Consider the following 25,046-nt stretch of genomic DNA (forward strand, 5'->3'; position numbering starts at 1 on the left):
ATATACTAATAAGGAAGTAGGGAAATCGTTCGTAAACGTCATTCGTCTCTTAGGTAAAGAGCTCCTTTTTCACTTATATTTGATTTTTTCAAATGTAAACATCCAAAAGAATGATTTCTCTTTCACAACACGCTAGAATGAAAAGTTGAACTGATATCAGTTCAACTTTTTTCATTTTCCACCAAATTGTTCTATTTTTCTCAACGTGTGAATAGACTATAAAGAATGAACAGAGACCCTGATTCATTCAACTTGAAACTCTCCTTTTCTTTTAATAAGATTTTCTTTACTCTATAAAAAAATATCCGGTGAGGCTTAATCACCGGATATTTTTTATGATTCCATCTGTCTATTTTTTATAAACTGCCAGTACAATAAAGCAAGAATTAAACTTAAGAAACCACCGACAAATTTAGAAACAATGAAGGCTGTACTTATATGGGGAGTCATGGAATTTACAAAAGCAAGCTGTCCTCCAAAAACGAAGGCACCACTAATACATAAAGCCGAACAAATTAATTTACCCAATTCATCCATTTCATGAAAACGACTAAAGGCCAATAAATTACTAACAAGATTACCAATCATTGCACTGATGCTCACATCATTAACCCCAATCCATCTCCCTATCATCGCTAATTGAGAGTTAAAGAAACGATAAATAATTTCTAGCAAAGAATACGCACCCGCAATAAAGATTCCAATGCGTACAACGATTTGAGCCCCTTCTGCCAGCGAGGCCATTCCTTTTACAAATTCAACACCTGAAACAGCCTGGGCACCTGCAATCATCAGTCCGATTAAACTCATCCAAACCACAACCCGACTTAATAGATTAAAGAATTTAATTAATGATAAGGGCCTCACTAAAATTAAAGTCGATAAAATGATAACCCCAACAAATAACGGAATCATATGACGAAATAGTATTAAACCCTCAATTCCTGCTATGATTCCACCAACAAAGCATCCAAATGGGATGGCAATCATTCCAAGAACCATTCCTTTTAAAAAGATAGGAATATCTTTTTTAGGAATCATTCCAAATGCCACCGGAATCGAAAAACTAATCGTTGCACCCAGACCTGATGCAATCACCATTCCTGAAAATTCTCCCATTAAAGTGGAATTTGCTAATTCCATTGATAATTGATATCCACCCATATCACAAGCTAAAAAAGTTCCAATTAAAATAGAGGGATCCATTTGAAAAAGAGTCGCAATTGGAGTCAACACCCGACTTAATACATCTGAAAAAACAGGCGCCAATAAAAAAATTCCAAGCATATTCAGCGTTAAAACACCTATTGACTTAATCCCTCTTTCAAAACATTCGCCTAAACCCATTCGGTTTCCCATCATAAAATCAAGGCCACCAATCACAAAAAAGATTGCCACCACATAAAAAATTAAATCTGTTATCACATCTATCCACCTTCTATCTTAACTTTTTATATTCCTTCTTCACTAATTTAACATTAATTGTAACAAAAAGAAACAAAACAGGTCTTTGTGAACTTTCACAAAGACCTTTTAATTAAGAAATTTTTTGATTAAATTTTTTCCAACTAAGCTCTTGCATTTTTGAAAATTCTTGACGCTCTTGCTTAAATAAATTTGGACTAATTCGATAGGCATAAGCTTGTAGCATTTTCCCATCTTCCGTCACAACCTCTACAATATCTCGATTGTACATGTTGCTTGGATTATTTTTTGAGATATATCCTTCAATTTCATCTAATGGTTTTAAGACTTCGTGGAGTTCGTTGACATAAAAGAGTTGTCCTTCAATCCAATGTTCGCCCGGCATTAAGGCTGGATAATCTTCTTTTTTATAATAATATAAAGTGCCTTTTACTTTGGCATTTTCAACATGCGTTAAGTTGTCATGTAAAACATCAATATAATTGCGCTCTCCAACCATTAGTGTTCCGTAAACAAAGATGGGTAACACAGTTTCTTGATGTTTTAGCATACAGCTCCTCCTGTCACTTTAACATCTTGATCAACGTTAATTCCTGTTTCAATTAAAATCGTTAACCCTGTTACAATATCTGCTACAGACATCGATGGCATTGTTGGCTTATCAACTGTTTGCATTGGGACATAAGGAATATGAACAAAGCCTGCTTTTAAAGAGGGTTGTTGCGTCGCTGCAAAATGTAAGGCTCCATACATGATATGATTACATACAAATGTACCAGCTGTATTTGACACAGCAGCAGGAATCCCGGCTGCTTTCATATTTTGAACCATTGCTTTAATCGGTAACGTTGCGAAGTAAGCAGCAGGACCTTCTGCAAAAATAGTACGGTCAATAGGCTGTGCTCCCTCGTTATCTGGAATACGCGCATCATCTTGATTAATCGCGACACGCTCAACTGTAATATTAGGACGACCACCTGCTTGACCAACACAAATAACCATATCAGGTTGTTCCTCTTTTAATGTTTGATAAAGAACCTCAATACTTTTATCGAATACTGTTGGAATCTCTTTTTTGATAATTTGAACCCCTAAAATCTCATCTGGTAATTGCATCACAGACATTAATGCTGGATTAACGGGTTCTCCACCAAATGGATCAAATCCTGTCACTAAAACTTTTTTCATAACATTCATCCTCCTAATCGACAACTAGATGCAAGTATTTATTAGAATGCCAAGAATCGCATTAAAATAATATGGATAATTAACATGATGATAGCAAATGGTGCTTGAGCTTTAATGACACCATATTGATTTTTCAATTCTAAAATAGAAGCCGGCACAATGTTGAAGTTTGCAGCCATTGGCGTTAATAATGTTCCACAGAATCCTGCTGTTAAGGCTAACGCACCAGCAATTAATGGATTAGCACCTAATGCAAAGACGAATGGAACCCCAATTCCAGCTGTAATAACTGAAAAGGCTGCAAAAGCATTTCCCATAACTGCTGTGAACACTACCATTCCAACACAGTAAGCAATTACACCCAACCAAATATTCCCTTCTGGGATGACTTGACTTACTCCACCTGCAATGACATCTCCAACACCTGCAACTGTAAATAATGTTCCAAGCGCTGCTAAAATCTGAGGTAAAATAGCTGTTGGCCCAACTTGACTTAATAAACGAATTGACTCATCGTTTGCTTCTTTAACATTTGATTTAGAAATAAAGAACATCACGATTAAAGCCCCGATTCCACTTAACCCAATCGCATTGTAAGATCCTAAATTTGTAAACTGTGCAATGACGAATGCTAACACAGCTAAAACTAATGCTGGAACAAATAATTTGTTTCCAATTTTTTCAGCTGAATCTAATTTAAACTGTTCGCTACTTGTTTTAAAGCTTCCCACTTTAACTTGTTTCGTTGCTGATAAAACAGCCATCGCAATAATTAATACCCCAACGATATTCGCTGGAATCCAATCACCAAAAATAAAGATAATTCCAAGGATTGACCAGAATAATGCCGTTCCTACTTTCGCCTGTTGCTCGTTAGAACGAAGGGCAAACACAGATAAAGAAATACAAACTAAACCGATAATCGCATAAATGATCGTTAATAAAACATTAGTCATTAGTTATTCCCTCCCTTTTTAGACACCACTTGATATTTGTTTTTGAATTTTTTCTCATTCATTCTAAATTGAATAATACCAAGTACTAAGGCAATAATCGCAATCGGTAACGTTGTTAGGGCAATGGTAATCGGTCCTTGCTTAGCATCAACTGTATACCCAAGCTCATTTAATGATCCAACAATTAACATAACCCCTGGAGCCCCAATGAATAAGTTTTGACCAAAGAAGTTTCCATAGTTTTCTGAAGCGGCTGTTAATCCTTTAATTGATTCAACATCTTCTTCTTTAAAATCTTTATATTGAGATGTTGCAGCTCCCTCTGCCATTGGTAAGAGTAATGGACGACCAAACTGCACATGTCCTGACATACGAATACTTAAAGCAGCCATAATTAAGCGGAATAATAAATAAATAGATAAAACTCCATCCGCTTTTGCATTTTTAATTTGACCAATTAACCAAGCGGCGCGCTCTTTTAAACCGTAACGTTCCATTAACCCAATAACTGGTAATGTGATAACGAATAACGTCATAAAACGGTTCGATACAAAGGCTTGTCCTAAAATCGTTAAAATTTCATTAAAATCTAAGCCACCTACAAATCCTGTCACGATTCCTGCAATAACTACAATAGCTAATGTATCAATTTTTAACATAAAACCAATGACAATAATTAAAATACCTACTAAACTAAACATAACCTTCCTCCTTTTACTTCATTGCCATCCAAATAAAACATTCTGTTTTTTTGTCATGTCTCAATTATAACACAAAAATGACACAAATACGCCTTTTTTCGACATTCCTTTTATTGGAATTTAATTTTAATGCAATAAAAAAGTTAAATTATCTTTTATAATTTAACTTTTTTTCTGATTATTTTTTAAAATAGGCTCGACTTCCATTGGAATCCATTTCAACAACAAGCTTAGCAGGAATCCGTTCTTTTAACTCATTTACATGTGAAATCACTCCAATTAAACGGCCATAATCTTGTAATTCCATTAAAATATCAATCGCTTGATCAAGTGACTCAGAATCTAATGTTCCAAATCCTTCATCGATAAACATCGTATCGAGTTGAATGCCCCCTGAATTTTGTTGCACCGTATCTGATAATCCGAGTGCAAGTGCCAATGAAGCTTTAAAACTTTCTCCTCCAGATAACGTATTAACGGGACGTTTTTTACATGTATGACTATCATAAACATCTAAATCCAGTCCTTTACGACCTCCACCTTTGACCTCTTCTCGTCGTAATAAATAGTATCGACGTGCTGTCATTTTTTCAAGGCGAGAATTGGCAGCCTCTAACACATCATCAAAATAACTAGAAAGCACATACGTTTCAAATGACATTTTACCGCCACTTTTTCCATTTGCAAGATCGGCAAGTTCTCCAATGACACGGTATTCCTCTTCCCGTTTTTGAATGAGTCGATACTGACGCTGAATGCTCTCTAACACATCTTTATTATGCGCTTTAATTAAATCTTTGGCATTCATTTCTTTTTGAAGCAACTCTTTTTGATCACTTAAATGTCGAATTAACTCTTCTATTCTTGAAAGTTCAACCGGTGCCAAATCTTTTAGTGATTGCTCAAGCGCGATTAACTGACTTTGAACCCCTTGTAACTCTTGCTCATATGCTTTAACTTGAGCTTCTGACTGCATGATTTCTTGCATCGAGCATTTTGATAATTGATATTCTTCAACCGATGTAAAATCAGTCCTCAACTGCGTATCAAAAAGTTGCTTCGCTAATGTTAACTCACTTTGATAATGAGTCATTTGACGCTCAACTTCTAAAATTGTGGCCTTTGTTGACGCCATCTCTGACGTTAACAGCTGATACTGAGACTGTGCCTCACGAATATGTTGCTCTAACTGATTTCGCTCTTGCTTTACCTCATGTAACTTTGACTTCACCATCAAATAATCTTGATATGGTTTTGGAATAGCATCAAGCATTTCAATCACAACTCGGCGAACCGATGATAAATTTGCCACTTGCTCTGCTAATTGATGTTCAGAGGCTTTCAAATCTTGCTCCAGTAGCTCCTGTTCTTCTTTTTGTCTGATCAACCTGTCAATCTGTTGCTCTAATGCTTGCCCTTTCAATTTAATCTCCTTTAAAGTCTGTGATTTAAACTGAATACGTTGTTGAATCTGCGTCATTAACATCTGTATGAATGACTGACTTATCTCCTCATCTTCTTTAATTAACTGATGCCCAACTAACACTTGAACTAATTCATCAATTGAACGTTGCTCTTCTTTTAAAGTGGCTGCAATTCCCGCTACTTTCTGTTCAAGTAACTGATGCTCTTGTTGTTTTGATTCTAGCATTAAACGTCTTGCTTCAAGCTCCTCCTTACTTAAAATAGGTTCATCGCTTGTTCGAGGATTAGGATGTTCAAGTGACCCACAAACTGGACACGCCTCTCCTACCTTTAATTCATTCGCTAATCGAATCGCCGATGCATGAATAAACAACGCGGCCTGATGCTCATAATCAGCTTTTAATGAGTCTAATAACCCCTGACTTTTCGTTAGCTGATTCATCGTATACTGATAATTAGCCTGATTTTTTAATAGACGCTCATAGCGTGTCAATAACTGCCCTACAATCCCTTGCTGTTCTTTCAACTGATTCATCTCTAACTCTTCTTTAAAACACGCTTCTTTTAACAACTGCTGTTGCTCCGTCGCACTCGGTAACGTTTTGAGCACCTCTATCATCTCATTAAGACGCTTGCTTTTATCTTCTAAAGAAGCCGTCATTTTAGTCACGACCTCTTGCACACGATCTTGTTCAAATCGTCGCTCTTCAATAATCTTTAAACTATCCGCATAGTTTTGCAACTGATTCATCTCATCGGTCAACTTAGAAACCGTCGCTTGCCACTCTTCAATTCCTTCAAAACACTTCTTCACAATAATAAAACGCTGCTCAAGATCAGCTAATTTCTCAACTCCCGCCTGATGCAAGCTAACTTCTTTTTTATATAACGTTTGTTGTTTCAAAACTTCATTTTCAAGCTTTGTAAGTTCGTCTGCTTTTTTTGAAAACTCAACCCTTTTTCCTAACTCATTCATCGCTTCACGCGATTTCATCAACATTTGAAAACGGGCATCTATTTCCTCTTTTTGCTTAAACTTTTCATTCAGTAAAAGACCGTCCTGTCTTTTTTGCATTTGAACCTGTAAATCCTGATCCACAGCAATCACTTGTTCATGAAGCGTCAGTTGTTCTTGTGATAATTTCTCCAATTCAACTTGCACTTCTTCTAAAATATGAACCAATAATTTATTTTCAGCAATCATTTGATATAACATCGAGCTCGGGTCACATTTAATCACCTTTAACTTCGCTGCAATCTCTTTTTCTGTATCCGCCACTTCTGCTTTTAAGCATTTAGACTGTTCTACTAATTGTTCTTGCAACGCTTTATAAAAATCAGTTCCAAAAATTTTACGAAGTAATTCTTCTTTACTTGCCGTATTCGCATATAAAAACTCTTTAAAATCTCCCTGTGGAATCATCACAATCTTTCTAAATTGATCAACACTAAGACCAAGAATCGCCTGAACTTCATTTCTAACATCCATATCCTTCGTCAATGGCGCACGATCACTATCTAGTTCTCGTAACTCAACAGAGGCTGCCATCTCACGCAACCCATCACCACGTAACTTTTTAACCCACTGCTTAGGTGCACGGTTAATACAATACACTTTATCTTTCACTGAAAACGTAAACTCAACTTCCGTTTTATTGTCACTACTTGCGGCAAAGTCACTTCGAAGTTCTTCGCCTTTTCGTTTATTTCCACTCGTCTCACCATATAAAGCATAACAAATCGCATCGAAAATCGTTGTTTTACCAGCACCGGTTGGACCTGTAATTACAAAGATATCTTGATTTTTTAAATCCTCTTTAAAATTTAACTCCGTTTGCTTCGCATACGGTCCAAAAGCTGTTATTTTTAATGAAATTGGCTTCACTTCTAGCACTCACCCTTCATAACTTTAATCGTTTGTTCAATGACTTGTTTTCCTGCTTCATGCAAAGATTCCCCACGATGATGCTCATAAAAATCTGCAAACAACTCCTCCGTTGATTTCGTCTGGCGAGCACTCGCACTCAACTGACTTCCTTTAAATTCTGAAAATCTTCGTTCAAGTTCTAACAACATCACATTAGGATACACCTGACGAAGTTTTGCCATCGGTTCGAGTAACTCCCCTTCATCTGTTAAAATGACTCGTAGATAATCTTCTTGTCCCTCATCCTCAAGCGTCAAAAGCTCATCAAGTTTTCCAGTGATGGTACGCATATCACGACGTGGTTTTAAAGGTAATAGTTCAATACTAATCTCACCTTCTGCGTCTAAATCAATCATCGTCATCGATTTATGGTAATGCTCTTCTGAGAATGAATATTTTAAAAGCGATCCGCTATAGCGGATTTTATCACTATTCACACGTTGTGTTCGATGTAAATGCCCAAGTGCCACATAATCAAAATGCTCCAAAAGCGTTGCATCCACCGATTCCTTTCCCCCAACCACTAATTTTTTCTCTGATTCCGATTGTTCTGGCGCTTCTCCACCCACAACAAACGCATGCGTGATTAAAACATTACGTTCAGTAGAATCAATCGGATTGACTTCCATAATAGCCTTCATGGCGTCATTAAGTGATTTGATTTCTGGATGATTTAAAGCTTCTCGGACAACGGCATAATCTGCAAACGGCAATAAATAAAAATTAACAGGACCCGCATCATCTTGCAGTCTAACTTTTTTGATAATTTTCGTAAAATTCCCTGCGACATAATACTGTGCCGCTTCAAATAACTCGTGTCCAAAATCAATCAATTCTGCCCCATCATGATTTCCTGCAATCGCTAAAACAGGTGTCTTTAGCTCAATTAATAAATCTTTTAAAAATTGATTATATAGTGCGACCGCTCTTGCCGGTGGCACACTACGATCATAAATATCTCCTGCTAACATCACAGCATCAGGTCGATACGTTTGAATATACTGTTTAATTTGCTCTAATACAAATTCTTGATCTTCAATCATTAAAAACCCATTCACCATTTTTCCAAAATGCAAATCACCTAAATGCATTAATCTCATCAAACCGCTCCTTATAAAATCGAATAAATGTTCTATAAAAATTATACGATTTATAACTTACCACCGTCAATCATTCCCTAGGAAATAGGAGAAAATAATTTTCAAGCATTTCCTACAAATTCCGACTTTTAAAAAAATATAAAAAACAGCCTCTTTTTTTTATTTCTGAAGAAGTCATTTTTAACTGATGATTATACGAAATCATCGATTTCATTATATAATTTTTCATTTTCATCGATTTAAGCTATTTTAAAAGCCAACAAAAAGTTGTATACTTATACAATACAACTTCCAACTTAAAAGATACAACTAAAAAAGGGGGGATTTTTATCCTTAATCAAAATTTACCTAAATACGTAGCAGTTGCTGAATGGATAAAACAAAATATTTACAATAACACATATAAAGCTGGTGAAAAACTCATTAGTGAAAATCAGTTGTGTGAAAAGTTTTCTATTAGCCGACAAACAGCCCGTCAAGCAATTGCTATTCTTGAAAAAGAAGGATTGGTTTTAAAAAAACAAGGCAGTGGGACTTATGTCAATCACATCTTTAGCGAAACTAAAATCCCCTCAAAAACAATTGGCTTAGTGACGACTTATTTAGATGACTATATTTTCCCTGGCATTATTTCAGGCATTGAAAAAGTTTTATCACTGAATGGATATAACACCACTTTACGTTTAACACGAAATAAAGTGAATACAGAACGTGAACAACTTCTATCATTATTAAAATCTGATATTGATGGATTAATTGTTGAGGGAACAAAATCGGCTCTACCAAATCCGAATTTAGATATTTATAATCAATTCGAACAGCGAGGGATTCCTGTTGTCTTCATTAATAGTCATTACGCTCAACTTAACTGCAACTACATTGTGGTAGATGATGAACTGGGTGGAGAACTAGCAACGCGACATTTAATTGAAAACGGACATCAAAATATTACCGGTATTTTCAAATACGATGACATGCAAGGAAATTTACGCTATAAAGGATTTTTAACTGAAATGTATAAGCATAATCTTTCAGTTGATGAATCTGCGATTATTTGGTACTCAACGGAAAACATGGAACAACAATTCTGCCTTGAAAACCTTCCTCAATTATTAAAAAAATTCAAATCATCAACTGCCATTGTTTGCTATAACGATCAAATTGCAATGAAATTGATTCAACTACTCGCTTCAAATGACCTGAACGTTCCTCATGACCTTTCACTTGTTAGCTTTGATAACTCAAGCTTAAGTCAAATCGGAGTCGTCCCCTTAACTAGTATCACACATCCTGGAAAAGAGTTAGGAAAACTTGCGGCTGAGTCCATTCTGAGCATGATTAATAATCCACATTATGAAATGAAACATACTTATCATCCTGAATTAATAATCAGAAAATCAGTTGCTAAGTTAACAAAATAAAAAAATCGACCAGCGGTCGATTTTTTTACTTTTGAATTAATTTAAAGAGCTGACTTTCATGAGGTGAAATACTACATTCAAAGGATATAAACTTCTTTACCTTCCCTTTCTTAGCCCCTAATTCTCAAATCCTATCTCCCCCTTGAAACTACAAACAACTTATAAAAACAAAACACAACTTCATGATAACTTTTTTCAATCTACACTTTTAATAAAACGTTTACAGAGATATCAAAAAAATACTGTACATAACGTGTACAGTATTTTTTTATTAACGTTGCTGTTTGCGCTCTAAAGCTGCACTAAATTGTTCTAATCCAATAATTACTGCCCCACCAATGATGAAGTAAAGAAGATTAAATGTCTCAAATGACATTGGTAATTGCGGTGTCTCAAGCGTTGTCGGCCCCATTAAAACCGCATAAATTGATCCAATCATTAATCCTAAAATAAGATAAATCATTTGTGGACGTGCATTTTCTAAAGCATGACGAATTAATTTAATCGTTGATAAGATTCCAGTAATAATTCCAATTCCAAAAATAAATAAAATAGGAACATAACTGAAATTAAACGTTAAAACCTCTTTAATAGCCCCAATAATTGTCGTATAAAGTCCGAAAATTAATAATAAAGTTGATCCTGAAATTCCAGGCAACACCATAGCAGAAATGGCGATCATCCCAGCTAAGAAGACATAAATGATTAATCCAATGTTTAAATTTGATAAAGAAATGTTAATTCCTCCACCCGAAGAAATAGGATTAAAGACAGAAATCGCAACTACAATCAAAATTCCGGTAACTGTCCAAACAAGATTAATATATTTATTTCTTAATGTTTCGCGCTCCGCTTTAATAATTAACGGAATTGAGAAAATAATAAATCCAATAAATAAAGAACTAATATTATAAATATGTTCTTCAAAAATAGAAGCTAAAAATAAAACAGAACCAATCAGCCCAATGGCCCAACCAATTCCAATTTTAATTAAGAAATTCAAAGCTTTTAATTTTTCTTCTTTATTATTTTTTGAAATCAATGTATTTAATGATCCGATAAATTGATCATAAAATCCTAAAATAAATGCGATCGTTCCTCCTGAAACACCCGGAACACTATCGGCTAATGCCATAAAAAAACCACGTATTAAATTAACAAAAAACATCGATTAATCCACCTCTACTATTCTAGTTCATCCCTTGTGATGATATTATAATTAGTTTAATCATATCATAAGACGACTTATATCGCAATGAAAGAAAGTTATCGATTTTCATATAAAAAAAAGACGATTTTTATGAACACTCTAGGCCTACGTCCCATATGATAAAAAGTAAAGTCTATTAGGTTTCATCTAAGGAGGATGTATATGGGAGCATCAATCAAAAACTATTTTACTTGCGCAAATAGTTCAAAAGGATTTTGTAATTTTTTTGATTCTAATTTACAAGGATTAAATAACTTGTATATTTTAAAAGGAGGTCCTGGAACAGGTAAATCAACTTTGATGAAAAAAATTGGGGCCCACTTTTATGATTTAGGGTATGATATTGAATTTATCCATTGTTCATCTGATGCAGATTCACTTGATGGGGTCATTATTCCTAAACTTTCTGTTGGAATTGTCGATGGAACTGCTCCACACGTTATTGAACCAACTGCCCCTGGTGCTATTGAAGAATACGTCAATTTAGGCGTTGCTTGGGACCGTCAACTATTAAAACCTCATACAGCTGATATTTTAGCTCTAAAATATCAAATTGGACACTGCTATGATGTTTTATACCAATCTTACGCCGAAGCATTAGGGATTCATGATGAATGGGAAAGCATCTACATAGCTGAAATGGATTTTAACAAAGCCCCTTTACTTAGACAATATATTTGTGACACCTTATTAAATTTTGAAAAACAAGATCATACCGCAGTGGTTAAACATCGATTTTTTGGAGCCTCTACTCCAACCGGATCAACTGACTATATTCAAAACTTAACTGAGGACTTAAGTAAACGCTACTTTATTAAAGGACGTCCTGGAACAGGAAAGTCAACCCTTCTAAAACAAATGGCAGCCCACTGTGAAGAACTAGGATATGATATTGAAATCTATCACTGTTCATTTGATCCAGACTCACTTGACATGCTATTAATCCCCTCTAAAGGTATCTGTTTCTTCGATTCAACAGCTCCTCACGAATACTTTCCAAACAAACCAACAGATGAAATCATCGATATGTACGATGCTCTGGTCACTAAAGGAACAGATGAAAAGAATGAAGCCGCTCTGAAAGAAATCTCAAATCGATATAAACAAACCATTAAAAAAGGAACGGATGCTTTAGGTCTTGCTAAACAATTTCATGATCAATTAGAACAATTTTATATTGATGCTGTTGATTTCGATATTATCGAAAAAATTTATGTTGACTTAAAAACAAAAATTGAAGAATTAATGTAATAAAAAAAGCGATTGTCTTTGTAGACAATCGCTTTTTTTATTATATTAACGACGTTTTGTCGCATTTTTATTTGATGCTGTTTCTTTTTTGACACAAAGTGCCGTCATCTGTGATTTAATTTGATGATAAGTTACCGGATCAAATAAAAGATCATTCCAAATTTTCACTTTATTATCTCGAATCCCGCAAATCACTTGTTCATAGTTAGGATACTTAATCACAGCAATCCCTTGTTTTGTTTTAATCTCAACGATTACTTCTTCTTTTCCTCTTGTTTCAAATTTTCTTGCGACTCCCTCTTGAGTATGTTCCCACATATTTAACCTCTCCTTTTAGTATGATTAGTTTTTGGATTGGTGATTCAATGAACACCGTGTATTTTGAGCTACAATTAACCATATGCTTAAAAAAAAGTTTTATGATAAAAAAGAATCCAATTTCTTTAAACTTTTTATCACTTGAATCCACCTCTCAATCCCTTCGGATTGTGTGATATAATAAGTTATATTCTTTAATTAAATACCGGAGACCTACTATGCAAATCACAATTAAGAACAAATCAATTATATTTGATATTCAATATGGAAAACGAAAAAAAATGGTGCTAGATATAACACCAGAGGGACATATCACCTTGAAGGTACCTCAAAAAACATCGGAACAAGCTATCCATGAATTTATGAATTCAAACGCTAATCTGTTACTAAAAGTTCAAGAAAAGATAGAGAATCGAAAATATATCTCAAACGAAAAATCCTACGATAAAGAAGAAATTTTCCTCTATCTTGGAAAAGGTTATCATCTTAATCAACTCATTCCAGAAATACCTGAGTCAGAGAAAGAAATTCAAAAGCAACTACAACAATTTTATACCACTCAAACGAAAAAGATCATAAAAAAACGTGTTCAACATTTTGAAAAAATCATTGGCGTCAAAGCTAAAAACGTCACTGTGGTAGACTCCCCTAAAACATGGGGAACTTGTGATTCTAACAAGCAACTTACATTCAACTATAAACTGTCTATGGCCCCAATTGAAGTGATTGATTACGTTGTTATTCACGAGCTATGTCATATTTTTCATATGAACCATGACCGCTCTTTCTGGCGTAAGGTTGGGATGTATGATGTGAACTTTAAACAACATCAAGACTATCTTTCAAGATTTGGAATCGTCATGACCATTTAAAAAGGCACTCCCATGAGGGAGTGCCTTTTTATGAACAAAAAAAAAGACCACCTAAATAAGTAGTCTATGATTAACAAATAAAAATGGCGCGCCTGGCAGGAGTCGAACCCACAACCCTCTGATCCGAAGTCAGATGCTCTATCCAATTGAGCTACAAGCGCATAAGATTTACATTTATTATCTTATTTAATATTATACTCTACATCATTTTCTTCGTCAACCAAATATCTGTTAATTATTAACAAACATTACTATTCAAGAATGAAAGATAATCGAGTTCTCTTGAGTTACCTTTCATCCTTACTTTATTTGATCGGGGTTCTCATCACATTTCGAACATTCATCAAACCTTCTTTTTCATAAAACATTAAGGCTGCCTGATTATTAGCTAATACACTTAGCTCAATATACTCTAATTGACGGTCTTTCCCCCAATCCTTAGCCGCCTTAAATAATTCATGTCCATATCCACATCCTCTATATAAAGGATCCACAACTAAATGTACTAAATAAACATAATGACGCTTGAGTAAAGATGGAAGATCAATTGATTCTAATTGCTCAACAAGAGCAAGTCCCCGAATTTCACCTTCATCTTCTAACAATAGATAATCTGCTTTCTCATTCAATAAATACTGCCGCACCCAATCGATATCTTCACTTATTTTTTTAAAATCATCCGGTTGCAACTTGGACATCATTTGATTGAGTTCATTATTTAAACGAACAATTAAATCGATATCCTCAACTGTCCCTAGCCTTACTTTCATACTCTCACCTCTTAATGATGATTGTATTAGATAGAAACACAATTTATGACTAATAAAATAGTTGGATTACTTTTGTTTTTTCAATTGATTTCGATAAACGAGCATACGGCCCCATTTTCTTGGAATAAAACGATTAAAAAATAACAAAAATCGATTAATCATTCCTGGAACAATGACTTCTTTTCCTTTTAACATGCCTGCAACTGCAATTTCAGCCACTTCTTCTGCTGTTTTAATTTTAGTTGATGCCACCTGAATATGTGCACGTTTTTGAAAATCTGTATCAACTGGACCTGGACATAAAACACTTACCTTAACGTTTGATTTCTTCATCTGTAGCTCATAAGAAATGGCTTCTGTTAATTGTAAGACATACCCTTTTGTAGCATAATAACTCGCCATTAAGGGACCAGATTGAAAGGCTGCAGTTGAAGCGACATTCATCAGATATCCCTTATCTTGCTCCACAAAATCTTTTAAAAATAATTTACTCAAAAGATGTAAACTTTTAATATTTAAATCAATCATATTTAATTCATTCTCTAAGTTTATCTCGATAAAGTCACCAAATAATCCAAATCCTGCATTATTAATTAAACCCTCGATAGAATAAATCTGACAAGCCTCATAGAGCAATTCCGTTTGCTTCATATCCGATAAATCAAACGGCATCACTTCAACTTTCACTTTATATTTTTTTAAAATATCAGATTTTAATTGTTTTAATAACTCTTCTCTTCTTGCTACTAAAATTAGTGAATACCCACGTTTTGCAAGTGCATAACAAATGGCTTCTCCTATCCCTGATGAAGCTCCCGTTACAACAAAATAACCCACAATAACTCCTCCTTGTAAAAAACAAAAAGAAGAAAGCAAAACCATACTTTAAACAAATAAAGTTTTGCATTCTTCCTTCCTATCATTCATCTAGATATTTACAAAAATGGTTTCAATATTTCTTTCATCAGCCTTAACACGTAAATGTATTGGATACAAAGGTTCCGATTATATAGGTAACTATTTATTGCTATTAAACACAAATCTAGACTAATCTCTTTAACAATAGATTATTTTTTTTCATGATTCTTCGCTAGAATCTCTATTGCACCTTTAGCTGCTTGTTGTTCAGCTTCTTTTTTAGTTTTTCCAATTCCACGTCCAAGCGTAATCCCATCCAACAAAACAATAGCTTCAAATGAACGATTATGAGCTGGACCTGTCTCAGAAATAATACGATATTCAATTGCTTTTTTAGAATCTGCTTGCACAAGTTCTTGTAACGTACTTTTATAATCAAATACTTGTGTCACTTCACCTTGTTGGTAAGCTTTATGAATAATCTCATGAACAAATGAGTAAACCGTGTCCATTCCTAAATCAAGATACATCGCCCCAACAAATGCTTCAAACGCATCAGCTAAAACCGTTGGACGTTCACGACCTCCAGAATTTTCTTCACCACGCCCCAATAACATTAACTTTCCTAAGTTTAAATTACGAGCATAAGACTCAAGTGATGGCTCACAGACAAGTTGGGCACGAATCTTCGTCATTTCACCTTCTGAAAGAGAAGGTTTTAAATTAAAAAGGTAGTTTGAGACTGTTAATTCTAAGACCGCATCTCCTAGATATTCTAATCGCTCATTATCTTCAATTTTTAAATGGCGATGTTCATTAACGTACGATGAGTGAGTAAAAGCCTGACAATAACGATCTAGTTGACGAAACGCAATCTTATTTTCTTTTAAAAACTCCGCTAATTGATCTAAATATGCCAAAATATTTCACCTCCATTCAAATTCCAAATAATTATAACCCTTTTCCAGGCTTTTCACAAGAGATTCGTAAAGAGTCGAGTGTTTTCGACGAAAATAGAAGTAACAAGACATTTCTACATCTATTTTCAACTGCAAATCAGATGACTATTCAACATTTTCTCTCAATGCTTGACTAATTTTATTCACGACATCTTGTGAAACAGCTTCACGTGCTTGACGAATCGCATTCATTATAGCAAGAGAATCCGATGATCCGTGAGCTTTGATAACAGGTGCTGTTACCCCAAGTAACATTGCTCCCCCTACCTCTGAAGCATCCATTCGCTTTTTAATACGGCTAAAAATTGGTTTTAAAATTAAAGCCCCTACTTTTCCTCGTGTTGAAGACATTAATTCTTCTTTTAATAATGAAAAGACTGATTTTGAAGTCCCTTCTACCGCTTTTAAGGCAATATTTCCAGAGTATCCATCTGCCACAATGATATCTACTTCACCAGAAATCATTGTTTTTCCTTCCATATTTCCAACGAAGTTAATCGAAGAATCCGCTTGAATCAATTTAAATGCTTCTTTTTGAAGGTCTGTTCCTTTTCCTTCTTCTGTTCCAATATTTAATAAAGCAACACTTGGGTTTTGAATATGTAACACTTCTTTGGCATAAATTGAAGCAATTTTCGCATTCTGATATAAATATTGAGGTTTGGCCTCACTTGTTGCTCCAGCATCACATAAAATCGTATATTTATTTGCTTTAATCGTCGGCATAACAGGAGCTAAGGCTGGACGCTCCACTTCTTTCAAACGTTTTACAACCAACGTTCCCGCTGCAATTAACGCACCTGTAGCTCCTGCTGAAACAACCGCATCAATTTCACCAGCTTTAGCATCTTTACAAGCACGTACCATTGAAGAATCTTTATATTTTCGAATGGCCATGGCAGGATCTTTAATATCCATCGGAATCACTTCTTCACAATGAACGATTTTAATACGCTCGTGTGGTTCCTTCATATATTTTTTTATTTCATCCGCTTGCCCATATAACAAAATCTCAATATCATTAAATTTTTCCACTGCTTCATAAGCACCTAATACTGGTTGTTCTGGAGCAAAATCGCCACCCATGGCGTCTAATCCTATTTTAAACATTTCATGTCACCTCATTCATTGACGCTAATTCCTTAGCATTCATTCATCTTATAAAAAAAATAACTATTACCATTATAAACTATTTCAAAGGTTTTCGACACCTAACTTTTCTGATTTTAATCAAATTGATGCATCTCATTGGCCACCGTTGATTCGATATAATCGCGTAGTGGTAAATATAAATTATTTTGTTTAAATTCATCTGAACTGACTAAACGATAAGCATCTTGCATCGCAACTTGTAAAATATTAAAATCTTGTACTAAATCCGCCATTTTAAACACTGGAACCCCTGACTGCTTCTCCCCAAAGAAATCTCCAGGACCACGAAGTTTTAAATCAGCTTCTGATATTTCAAAGCCATTCGTTGTCTGAGTCATAATTGTTAGTCTCTCTAAGCTCGCTTCATTTTTAATATCACTCATCAATAGACAATAGGCCTGTTCACTTCCACGTCCAACACGTCCCCTTAACTGATGTAATTGCGATAATCCAAATCGGTGGGCATCATAAATGAGCATCAAATTGGCATTTGGAACGTTTACTCCAACCTCAATCACAGTCGTTGAAATTAAAATTTGAGAACGATTCGCCACGAAATCATCCATTACAGCATCTTTTTCAGCTTGAGACAAACGTCCATGCATTAATCCGACCTTTGCCCGTCCCTGAAAATGGTGTTGCCACAAATGATACACTTCTACCGCATTTTGTACATCCATCGCTTCAGATTCCTCAATTAGTGGGGTAATAACATACGCCTGTTGACCTTTACTTAAAATTTCATCTTGAATAAAATTTAATGCCCGATCTAACTTTCCACTATCAATTAAATAGGTTTCAACAGGTTTACGCCCTTTAGGCATTTGAGTAATTGTTGAAACATCCATATCACCAAAAGCTGAAATTGCAAGCGTTCTTGGAATTGGCGTTGCTGTCATCATCAATACATCTACAAATTCACCTTTTTCACGTAACATTTTTCGCTGATTGACTCCAAAACGATGCTGTTCATCCGTTATGACAAGTCCTAAATTTTGAAAGACAACTTCTTGTTGAATAATCGCATGAGTTCCAACGAGCAGATTAATTTCACCTTGTCTTAACTTTTCTAAAATTTCACGTCGTCGTTTCCCTTTAACCGAGCTACTTAAAAACTCTATGTTTACCTCTTTAAACGGGGAAAAGAGCTCACAAAATGATTTATAATGTTGTTGCCCAAGTATTTCAGTTGGAACCATTAAAGCCGTCTGAAAACCAGCTAACATTGTCATAAATAAGCTCACAGCTGCTACAACTGTTTTTCCTGAACCTACATCCCCTTGTAGTAATCGATTCATCCGAGTGGGACTCATTAAGTCTGTTTTGATTTCAGATAATACAGTCAACTGTGCCTCTGTTAATTGAAACGGCAATTGATGAATGAATTGCTCCACTTTCATCTCATCAAAACATTTATTCGCCCCTACTTTTTCATGTTTCGTTTGATGACGTAAATATTGAATTTTAAGCTGAAACTTCAATAATTCCTCATATTTAATACGGCGTTCAACTTGACGTACTTGTTCTTTATTCTTTGGAAAATGGGCAAATGATACAGCATCCTTATATGAAATTAATCGATAAGATTGTTGCAAGTCGAGTGGAAGATCATCATTAATCAGTGAGTGAAATTGTTCATAGGCTGCTTTTACTATTTTTTTAAATGTTTTAGTTGGAATTTCCTTTAAAGAATAAACTGGCTCAATTCCTCTTCCCTCTGCACTCCCAATGATAATATCTGTCGCTGTAATTACCTTACGTCCTAAATCCCATTTTCCCGTCACGGTAATTAAAGTATCTAACTTTAATTGATTTTTTAAAAATTGACGATTAAAGACAACGACTTTAACGACTTCATGATTAACTAACACATTAAAACTCATACGAGCCTTCATTTTTCCATAATATTGAACACTACAAGCTGTAATGACTTTTGCTTCAACGGTAATTTTTTCTTCATGCATGGCGTGATGAATATCAATCAATTCATAATTTTCATAGCGATAGGGAAAATACTCTAATAAATCTTTTACCGTCACAATTTTAAGTTGAGCCAACTTTTCAACCATTGCTTTGCCGACCCCTTTAACTTCTGTAACTAAAATTTCATTTAATGACATTTTCTCACACCCTTTCAAATCATCATTTTTTCTTATATTGTATCATAAAGTGTCAATTTAAATATGAAAAAAGACGTGTTAAATGATTAACACGTCTCAAATCTCATTCTATTACTCAACTGAGATAATGTATGAATAAACAGGTTGTTCTCCATTGAAAATCGTTACTTCTACGTCATCATATTTGTTTTCAATGTACTCTGCTAATTCATCAGCTTCATCTTCATCTGTTCCTTCACCGTAAATGATCGTTACAATTTCACTATCTTCATCAATCATTTTATCAACTAAAGCACAAGCACTTTCAAAACGATCTGGTACTGATACAACAATATCTTTATCTAAAATTCCGATAAAATCATTTTCCTTAATGTCAACACCATTCATTTGTGTATCACGAACAGCATATGTAACTTGTCCTGATTTTACTTCTGTAATAGCTTGTGTCATTACTTCAGTATTTTCAGTAACAGATGCATTTTCATTAAACATAATTAATGATGTATAACCTTGTGGAATTGTTTTTGACGGAATAACAACAACATTAATATCTTCTGTTACTTGAGCCGCTTGATTAGCTGCCATGATAATATTACTATTATTTGGTAAAATAATAATATTTTTTGCATTTAATTCATCAATTGCCTTTAAGAAGTCTTCTGTTGATGGATTCATTGTCTGTCCACCTTCAATCACATAATGACATCCTTGTTCCTCAAATAAGTGCTTAATCCCTTCACCTGCAACAACTGAAATAATTCCATATTCCACTTGTTCTTTTGTCGCTGGCATAGCCGGTTCAGAACTATTTTGTCCGATAATTTCATTGTGTTGTTCTGTCATATTTTCAATCTTTAACTTCACAAATTCACCATGTTTTTGTGCTAATGTTAAAGCTTCTCCTGGTGTTAAGGTATGAACATGAACTTTAACAATGTCTTCATCTTGAACAACGACAATCGAATTTCCTAACTTTTCCAAACGTCCGCGGAAAACTTCTTCTTTAAATGGAGTGCGTTCCTCATCTAAACGTAAAATGAACTCTGTACAATATCCAAATTCAATTTCATCACTGCTTAATGCCATTTGAGCTGATTCTTGTGTCGTTTCAGATACTTGTTCTAAATTAATTACTTCACCTTTTAAAGCTTTTAAGAATCCTTCAAAAATATATGTTAACCCTTGTCCACCACTATCAACAACGCCTACCTCTTTTAAAACAGGTAAAAGATCTGGTGTACGATCCAATGAAATTTGCATTTCATTTACGACTAGTTCATATAAATCAGTGATGGTCTCAACTGTTTCATATTTGCAAACAGCAGCTTCAGCCGATTCACGAGCAACAGTTAAAATAGTTCCTTCAACTGGCTTCATAACTGCTTTATAAGCTGTTTTAACACCACTTTCAAGTGCAAAAGCAATCTCTTCAATACTCGCTTCGTCTTTCCCCTCAAGACCTGTAGCAAATCCTCTAAATAATTGTGATAAAATAACACCTGAGTTTCCACGGGCACCCATTAATAAACCACGTGATAAAACTTTTGCTACTTTTCCAATTGAGGCTTCATTTAAAGAAACTAACTCTTTTGCTCCCGCAGTCATAGTCATACTCATATTTGTTCCTGTATCTCCATCCGGAACAGGGAATACGTTTAATTGGTCAACATATTTAGATTTGTTGGCTAAGTTATTAGCTCCATTTATTACCATTTGTTTAAATACGATACCATTTATCTGTTTCAACGACATGAACAATACTCCTCCTAGCGATCTAAACCTTTAACACCTTGCACAAACACATTAACTTCTTTAACATGTTCTCCAAAAGTTTTTTCGATCACATACTGAACTTTTTTCTGAATTTCAAAACATACTTCTGATACTTTAATTCCAATTCCAACAATTACATATAAATCAACGATTAACTTATTATTGTCATCGGCGCGTAATGTAACACCTTTACTATAGTTCTCTTTACCTAAAACAACGGCTAATCCATCTTTAACAAAATTCTTTGAAGCCATCCCCACAACACCATAACATTCTGTTGTAGCATTTCCGATGACTGTAGAAAGGGCATCTCTTGAAATGTCGATTCGACCATATTCATTTTTAATTTGGACTGTCATGATTGACAAACCTCCCTCATCGCTATATTCTTGATATCATTTTACTATATATTATACACCATGACAAATGAAAAATGTCAATCAAGGCGACTAAAACAACGGAAACAATACTATTCTCTGCAATTATTTCAAAAAAACTTGATAATTTATAAAAAATGTGATAAATTAATATGAGTCTTAGATAGTTAGTGAAGTAAGGAGGTTTGACTATGGCTCGTGTTTGTACAATTACAGGACGTCGTACGACAACAGGAAACGCTCGTTCTCATGCAATGAACTCTTCAAAACGTACTTGGAAGTCTAACGTTCAAAAAGTTAAAATCTTAGTAAACGGTAAACCTAAAAAAGTATACGTTTCTGCTCGCGCATTAAAATCAGGTAAAGTAGAACGCGTTTATTAATAACAATAAAAAAAAGTTATCATGTTGGATAACTTTTTTTTATTGTTATTAATAAATCCAAATTCTTACTTTTGCATCTTTTGTGTCCACCATCACTAAATCACCCACAAAATCTAAATCAATTAATCGTGTGATTTCATCAATATCAACAGCTACATCCGTACCCACTTTTTCATTAATTCGATTTTGAACAAATCCAAGTTTTAAAAATGATTTTGCCACATTTAATGGGATATTGATTTCTACAACCTCTTCATCCCCTTTTTCAAGTGACTCTACATCTATATGTAAAAAGCGCCCAATCATTGATTGATTAACTGTTGCTACCTTTTTTTTCGCTGTCTCCATTGCCTGAATTAATTTTTGCCCTTCTTCGGCTGTAATTATTTTATTTTCAATCATCTTTAAAATTTTAACTAATTCTTCATTCATTTAAATCTCCCTCTCATTTTTTACTTTATCTTTTTAACAGTTCCGTCGCTTCCCTTACTGTCATTTCCCCTTTTTCAATCCGATCCAAAATTTCATGTGTCTGTAAAGTAGTTTCCGTCGTTTGGTATCCGAGTGATTGAATGGTTTGGTCTAACATTCTTCGAACTGTTGGATAAGAAATTCCTAACTCTCGTTCAACTTCCTTAATATTTCCTCTATTCTTCAAGAAAACCTCAGTAAAAACGAGCAATTCTTTAGGTAAATAACTAAATTTATTCAAACGATACTGTCCATTCATTTGGGTTTTACAACATTGACAACTTAACTGTGTGACAAGTAATGATTGTTCGCAAACCGGACAAAATCCGAGTGTTTCATATTGCTTCAAATCCTTCACCACCTTTATTTGGTACAAATCATCACTTCATTCTCTTCTGATTTAATATGAATAAGATTAATCGGTGGATATCCCCTCATTAAATCTAAAAACTCACTAAATCCATCAATCACGATTTCTACCATTTCATTCGATTCTTCCGTCGTTGCCATGTGTTTTGTAATAAATCTCACAAAAGGTGGACAGATTTTTAACATTGCTTTAATCATTCCAAATCGAAGAGCAGGAAGTCGAATCACTTTACCTTCATCGATTATCCGTACTTTTATTTTCTTAGCACGGTATTCCAGCTTGTGCTGAGTGTCTTTTTCAATTTCTTTTATCGCTTGTTTAACAGTTATCCGCCCCTCTTCAATTCTATCTAATAAGTATAGATAGGACATCTATCTCCCCCCTTTTTACCATTTTATACCATTATCATATGTCCGATGTTAAAAAATTTCAATCTATAAATTAACAGTTTTAAAGATATAATTAAAAATATTGATTTTATTCTTAAAAATTCATAATCTCATACTGAAAGAAAAAAACTGTCGATTAAATCGACAGTTTTTTTAGTGTTTTTTGAAGATATTCATGACACCGACTACAATGGCACTTAACCATTTCGGTAATTTAATTGTATAAAATCTCATGTAGATCTCTCCCCCATGCAAAGGATAATTTAATTCTTTACACTATATGTTAAAAGTTAGGGAGATATAACTTAATTTTAACAGGATTTAAAAAACCCTTCATTCAATCTCTACTGTTTACCATCAATAAATATCCTTCATCAAATGAAAGACTAAACTTATCTGCTAATACTTCATTGCTTATACAGCGAATATCACCTTGAGTTAACTCATAATTAGTCAATGGATATTTAAGACCTCTAAGTGTTAATCCCTTAACCGTTGTCTCAAAAGCAAAAAATGAAATATATTGATGAGCTGGTCTTAAAAATTTATGATCGCCTCTTGAAAGTAAACATAGTGAGTTTGTTTGATCAACTATAAAAATACGTACTTTCGCTTCGCTAAACTGTAACAGAAGGCGAATATTAGCTAGTGTATGATCAATTCGCCCACCCATTGCTCCATAGATATAGATTTCGGTGACACCAAGCGAAATCGCATACTCAATAGCCACCTCTGTATCTGTTTCATTTTTTTCACACGGTAACTTAATTACCTTTGAACATAATTGTTGGATCTTTTGATAATCGCACTCTCCAATTGAATCGAAATCACCAATCGCAATGTCAGGTATAATTCCTTGATTAACTAAAACTAAGGCTCCTCTATCCACACCAATACTAATAGATGCGTCCTTTAAAGAAGCTTCATCAAACCAACCATTTGGGGCCCCACACATAATTTTAGCAATCATCATGATTATCCTTTAATTTTTTGAATAGCTAATTTGCGATCAGGTGCATTGAATACCGCTGACCCCGCTACAACAACATCTGCTCCTGCTTGTTCACACAAACGTGCTGTTTCTTCGTTTACACCACCATCAACTTCAATTAAATATTCATATCCAAACTCTTCTCGCCATTGGTTTAAAGTTGCAATCTTATTTAATGAATCAGAAATAAATGATTGTCCTCCAAATCCTGGATTAACCGACATAACTAAAATCCAATCCACATCATTTAAAACATGTTTAATCATTTCAAGCGGTGTATGAGGATTCAAAACAACCCCACAAGCAATATTATATTGCTTAATCAATTGTAACGTACGATGTAAGTGTCGGCATGCTTCAACGTGAACTGTAATAATATCCGCTCCTGCCTCTACAAATTCTTTAATGTATTGATCCGGTTCTTCAATCATTAAATGAACATCAAAAGGCAACGTTGTATGGGGACGAAGACATTTCACAATTCCTGGCCCTAATGTAATATTTGGAACAAAATGCCCATCCATCACATCAATATGGATATAATCTGCTCCTAATGCATCAACGCATTTTACCTCTTCTGCTAACATGGAAAAGTCAGCTGCTAAAATAGATGGTGCAATCTTTAACATTCCTTATCCC

General features: G+C 34.5%; 26 protein-coding genes and 1 tRNA gene. 4 read left to right on the top strand and 23 right to left on the bottom strand.

The genetic code is table 11. The features are described from left to right. Nucleotides 1–333: 333 nt before the first annotated feature. The 7 genes from HLK68_RS14115 to HLK68_RS14145 all read right to left on the bottom strand — a co-directional run bounded on the left by HLK68_RS14115 (nucleotide 334) and on the right by HLK68_RS14145 (nucleotide 8,722). Entirely contained in the window at nucleotides 334–1,425 is a 1,092-nt protein-coding gene (locus HLK68_RS14115) for an ethanolamine utilization protein EutH (RefSeq protein WP_006785370.1), read from the bottom strand. Between the two features lie 112 nt (nucleotides 1,426–1,537). Further along, nucleotides 1,538–1,975 (bottom strand): gamma-glutamylcyclotransferase family protein, encoded by a 438-nt coding sequence (locus tag HLK68_RS14120; RefSeq protein WP_006785371.1) that lies wholly within the window; start codon nucleotides 1,973–1,975, stop codon nucleotides 1,538–1,540. Further along, the gene (gene pcp, locus HLK68_RS14125) at nucleotides 1,969–2,613 is read right to left on the bottom strand and encodes a pyroglutamyl-peptidase I (protein WP_006785372.1); all 645 of its coding nucleotides are present in this window, start codon (nucleotides 2,611–2,613) and stop codon (nucleotides 1,969–1,971) included. The genes HLK68_RS14120 and pcp overlap by 7 nt, the downstream gene beginning before the upstream one ends. A 41-nt stretch (nucleotides 2,614–2,654) precedes the next feature. Further along, nucleotides 2,655–3,569, bottom strand: a complete 915-nt coding sequence (locus HLK68_RS14130; RefSeq protein ID WP_006785373.1) for a DUF979 domain-containing protein — start codon at nucleotides 3,567–3,569, stop codon at nucleotides 2,655–2,657. Further along, a complete protein-coding gene (locus HLK68_RS14135; protein ID WP_006785374.1) occupies nucleotides 3,569–4,270 on the bottom strand; it encodes a DUF969 domain-containing protein in 702 nt (233 codons plus the stop codon). The genes HLK68_RS14130 and HLK68_RS14135 overlap by 1 nt, the downstream gene beginning before the upstream one ends. Before the next feature lie 178 nt (nucleotides 4,271–4,448). After that, nucleotides 4,449–7,580 carry an AAA family ATPase gene (locus HLK68_RS14140; protein WP_006785375.1) on the bottom strand — a complete coding sequence of 1,044 codons (3,132 nt, stop codon included), beginning with the start codon at nucleotides 7,578–7,580 and terminating at the stop codon, nucleotides 4,449–4,451. Between the two features lie 2 nt (nucleotides 7,581–7,582). Continuing rightward, nucleotides 7,583–8,722, bottom strand: a complete 1,140-nt coding sequence (locus tag HLK68_RS14145; protein ID WP_132942612.1) for an exonuclease SbcCD subunit D — start codon at nucleotides 8,720–8,722, stop codon at nucleotides 7,583–7,585. Nucleotides 8,723–9,051: 329 nt separating this feature from the next. On the opposite strand from HLK68_RS14145, the gene HLK68_RS14150 reads away from it, so the two are divergent. Then, entirely contained in the window at nucleotides 9,052–10,143 is a 1,092-nt protein-coding gene (locus tag HLK68_RS14150) for a GntR family transcriptional regulator (RefSeq protein WP_081448244.1), read from the top strand. 271 nt (nucleotides 10,144–10,414) lie between these two features. Here HLK68_RS14150 and HLK68_RS14155 read toward each other — a convergent pair whose 3' ends face one another. Further along, on the bottom strand, nucleotides 10,415–11,311 hold the full coding sequence (locus HLK68_RS14155; RefSeq protein ID WP_006785378.1) for a DUF368 domain-containing protein: 897 nt from the start codon (nucleotides 11,309–11,311) through the stop codon (nucleotides 10,415–10,417). A 204-nt stretch (nucleotides 11,312–11,515) separates the two neighbouring features. Here HLK68_RS14155 and HLK68_RS14160 point away from each other — a divergent pair, with 204 nt between their 5' ends. Further along, nucleotides 11,516–12,604, top strand: coding sequence for a PRK06851 family protein (locus tag HLK68_RS14160; protein ID WP_006785379.1), 1,089 nt, complete (start codon nucleotides 11,516–11,518; stop codon nucleotides 12,602–12,604). A 45-nt stretch (nucleotides 12,605–12,649) separates the two neighbouring features. On the opposite strand, the gene HLK68_RS14165 is transcribed toward HLK68_RS14160, so the two are convergent. After that, on the bottom strand, nucleotides 12,650–12,922 hold the full coding sequence (locus tag HLK68_RS14165; protein WP_055163623.1) for a hypothetical protein: 273 nt from the start codon (nucleotides 12,920–12,922) through the stop codon (nucleotides 12,650–12,652). A gap of 218 nt (nucleotides 12,923–13,140) precedes the next feature. On the opposite strand from HLK68_RS14165, the gene HLK68_RS14170 reads away from it, so the two are divergent. After that, the gene (locus HLK68_RS14170) at nucleotides 13,141–13,794 is read left to right on the top strand and encodes a M48 family metallopeptidase (protein WP_006785127.1); all 654 of its coding nucleotides are present in this window, start codon (nucleotides 13,141–13,143) and stop codon (nucleotides 13,792–13,794) included. A gap of 84 nt (nucleotides 13,795–13,878) precedes the next feature. Here the strand turns inward: HLK68_RS14170 and HLK68_RS14175 are convergent. The 8 genes from HLK68_RS14175 to HLK68_RS14210 all read right to left on the bottom strand — a co-directional run bounded on the left by HLK68_RS14175 (nucleotide 13,879) and on the right by HLK68_RS14210 (nucleotide 21,785). Next, nucleotides 13,879–13,955: transfer RNA gene (locus tag HLK68_RS14175), tRNA-Arg, on the bottom strand. Between the two features lie 144 nt (nucleotides 13,956–14,099). Beyond that, entirely contained in the window at nucleotides 14,100–14,564 is a 465-nt protein-coding gene (locus HLK68_RS14180) for a GNAT family N-acetyltransferase (RefSeq protein WP_006785128.1), read from the bottom strand. Nucleotides 14,565–14,630: 66 nt separating this feature from the next. Next, on the bottom strand, nucleotides 14,631–15,401 hold the full coding sequence (locus tag HLK68_RS14185) for an SDR family NAD(P)-dependent oxidoreductase (RefSeq protein ID WP_006785129.1): 771 nt from the start codon (nucleotides 15,399–15,401) through the stop codon (nucleotides 14,631–14,633). A gap of 230 nt (nucleotides 15,402–15,631) precedes the next feature. After that, the gene (gene rnc, locus HLK68_RS14190; protein ID WP_006785130.1) at nucleotides 15,632–16,342 is read right to left on the bottom strand and encodes a ribonuclease III; all 711 of its coding nucleotides are present in this window, start codon (nucleotides 16,340–16,342) and stop codon (nucleotides 15,632–15,634) included. A 144-nt stretch (nucleotides 16,343–16,486) separates the two neighbouring features. After that, nucleotides 16,487–17,491 (bottom strand): phosphate acyltransferase PlsX, encoded by a 1,005-nt coding sequence (gene plsX / locus HLK68_RS14195; RefSeq protein WP_006785131.1) that lies wholly within the window; start codon nucleotides 17,489–17,491, stop codon nucleotides 16,487–16,489. 116 nt (nucleotides 17,492–17,607) lie between these two features. Next, nucleotides 17,608–19,653 carry an ATP-dependent DNA helicase RecG gene (gene recG / locus HLK68_RS14200; protein WP_006785132.1) on the bottom strand — a complete coding sequence of 682 codons (2,046 nt, stop codon included), beginning with the start codon at nucleotides 19,651–19,653 and terminating at the stop codon, nucleotides 17,608–17,610. Nucleotides 19,654–19,764: 111 nt separating this feature from the next. Next, complete coding sequence (locus HLK68_RS14205; protein WP_006785133.1) at nucleotides 19,765–21,405, bottom strand: DAK2 domain-containing protein; 1,641 nt, start codon at nucleotides 21,403–21,405, stop codon at nucleotides 19,765–19,767. Nucleotides 21,406–21,419: 14 nt separating this feature from the next. Then, nucleotides 21,420–21,785 carry an Asp23/Gls24 family envelope stress response protein gene (locus HLK68_RS14210; RefSeq protein ID WP_006785134.1) on the bottom strand — a complete coding sequence of 122 codons (366 nt, stop codon included), beginning with the start codon at nucleotides 21,783–21,785 and terminating at the stop codon, nucleotides 21,420–21,422. Nucleotides 21,786–21,994: 209 nt separating this feature from the next. Between HLK68_RS14210 and rpmB the strand changes: the two genes are divergently transcribed. Then, nucleotides 21,995–22,186: a 50S ribosomal protein L28 gene (gene rpmB / locus HLK68_RS14215; RefSeq protein ID WP_006785135.1), complete on the top strand. Its 192-nt coding sequence runs from the start codon at nucleotides 21,995–21,997 to the stop codon at nucleotides 22,184–22,186. A 48-nt stretch (nucleotides 22,187–22,234) separates the two neighbouring features. On the opposite strand, the gene HLK68_RS14220 is transcribed toward rpmB, so the two are convergent. From HLK68_RS14220 to rpe, 6 genes are all read right to left on the bottom strand, one after another. Then, the gene (locus tag HLK68_RS14220; RefSeq protein WP_055163620.1) at nucleotides 22,235–22,618 is read right to left on the bottom strand and encodes a hypothetical protein; all 384 of its coding nucleotides are present in this window, start codon (nucleotides 22,616–22,618) and stop codon (nucleotides 22,235–22,237) included. Between the two features lie 25 nt (nucleotides 22,619–22,643). Further along, on the bottom strand, nucleotides 22,644–23,006 hold the full coding sequence (locus HLK68_RS14225) for a DUF2089 domain-containing protein (RefSeq protein WP_009607123.1): 363 nt from the start codon (nucleotides 23,004–23,006) through the stop codon (nucleotides 22,644–22,646). 14 nt (nucleotides 23,007–23,020) lie between these two features. Continuing rightward, entirely contained in the window at nucleotides 23,021–23,398 is a 378-nt protein-coding gene (locus HLK68_RS14230; RefSeq protein WP_006783247.1) for a hypothetical protein, read from the bottom strand. A 171-nt stretch (nucleotides 23,399–23,569) separates the two neighbouring features. Beyond that, complete coding sequence (spoVM, locus tag HLK68_RS14845) at nucleotides 23,570–23,650, bottom strand: stage V sporulation protein SpoVM (protein WP_081448223.1); 81 nt, start codon at nucleotides 23,648–23,650, stop codon at nucleotides 23,570–23,572. Between the two features lie 103 nt (nucleotides 23,651–23,753). Next, entirely contained in the window at nucleotides 23,754–24,386 is a 633-nt protein-coding gene (locus HLK68_RS14240) for a thiamine diphosphokinase (protein WP_006784058.1), read from the bottom strand. Between the two features lie 5 nt (nucleotides 24,387–24,391). After that, entirely contained in the window at nucleotides 24,392–25,036 is a 645-nt protein-coding gene (rpe, locus tag HLK68_RS14245; RefSeq protein WP_006784057.1) for a ribulose-phosphate 3-epimerase, read from the bottom strand. Nucleotides 25,037–25,046 lie beyond the last annotated feature (10 nt).

It is taken from the genome of Turicibacter sanguinis, from assembly GCF_013046825.1.
In the GTDB taxonomy this organism is placed as follows: Bacteria; Bacillota_I; Bacilli_A; order MOL361; family Turicibacteraceae; genus Turicibacter; species Turicibacter sanguinis.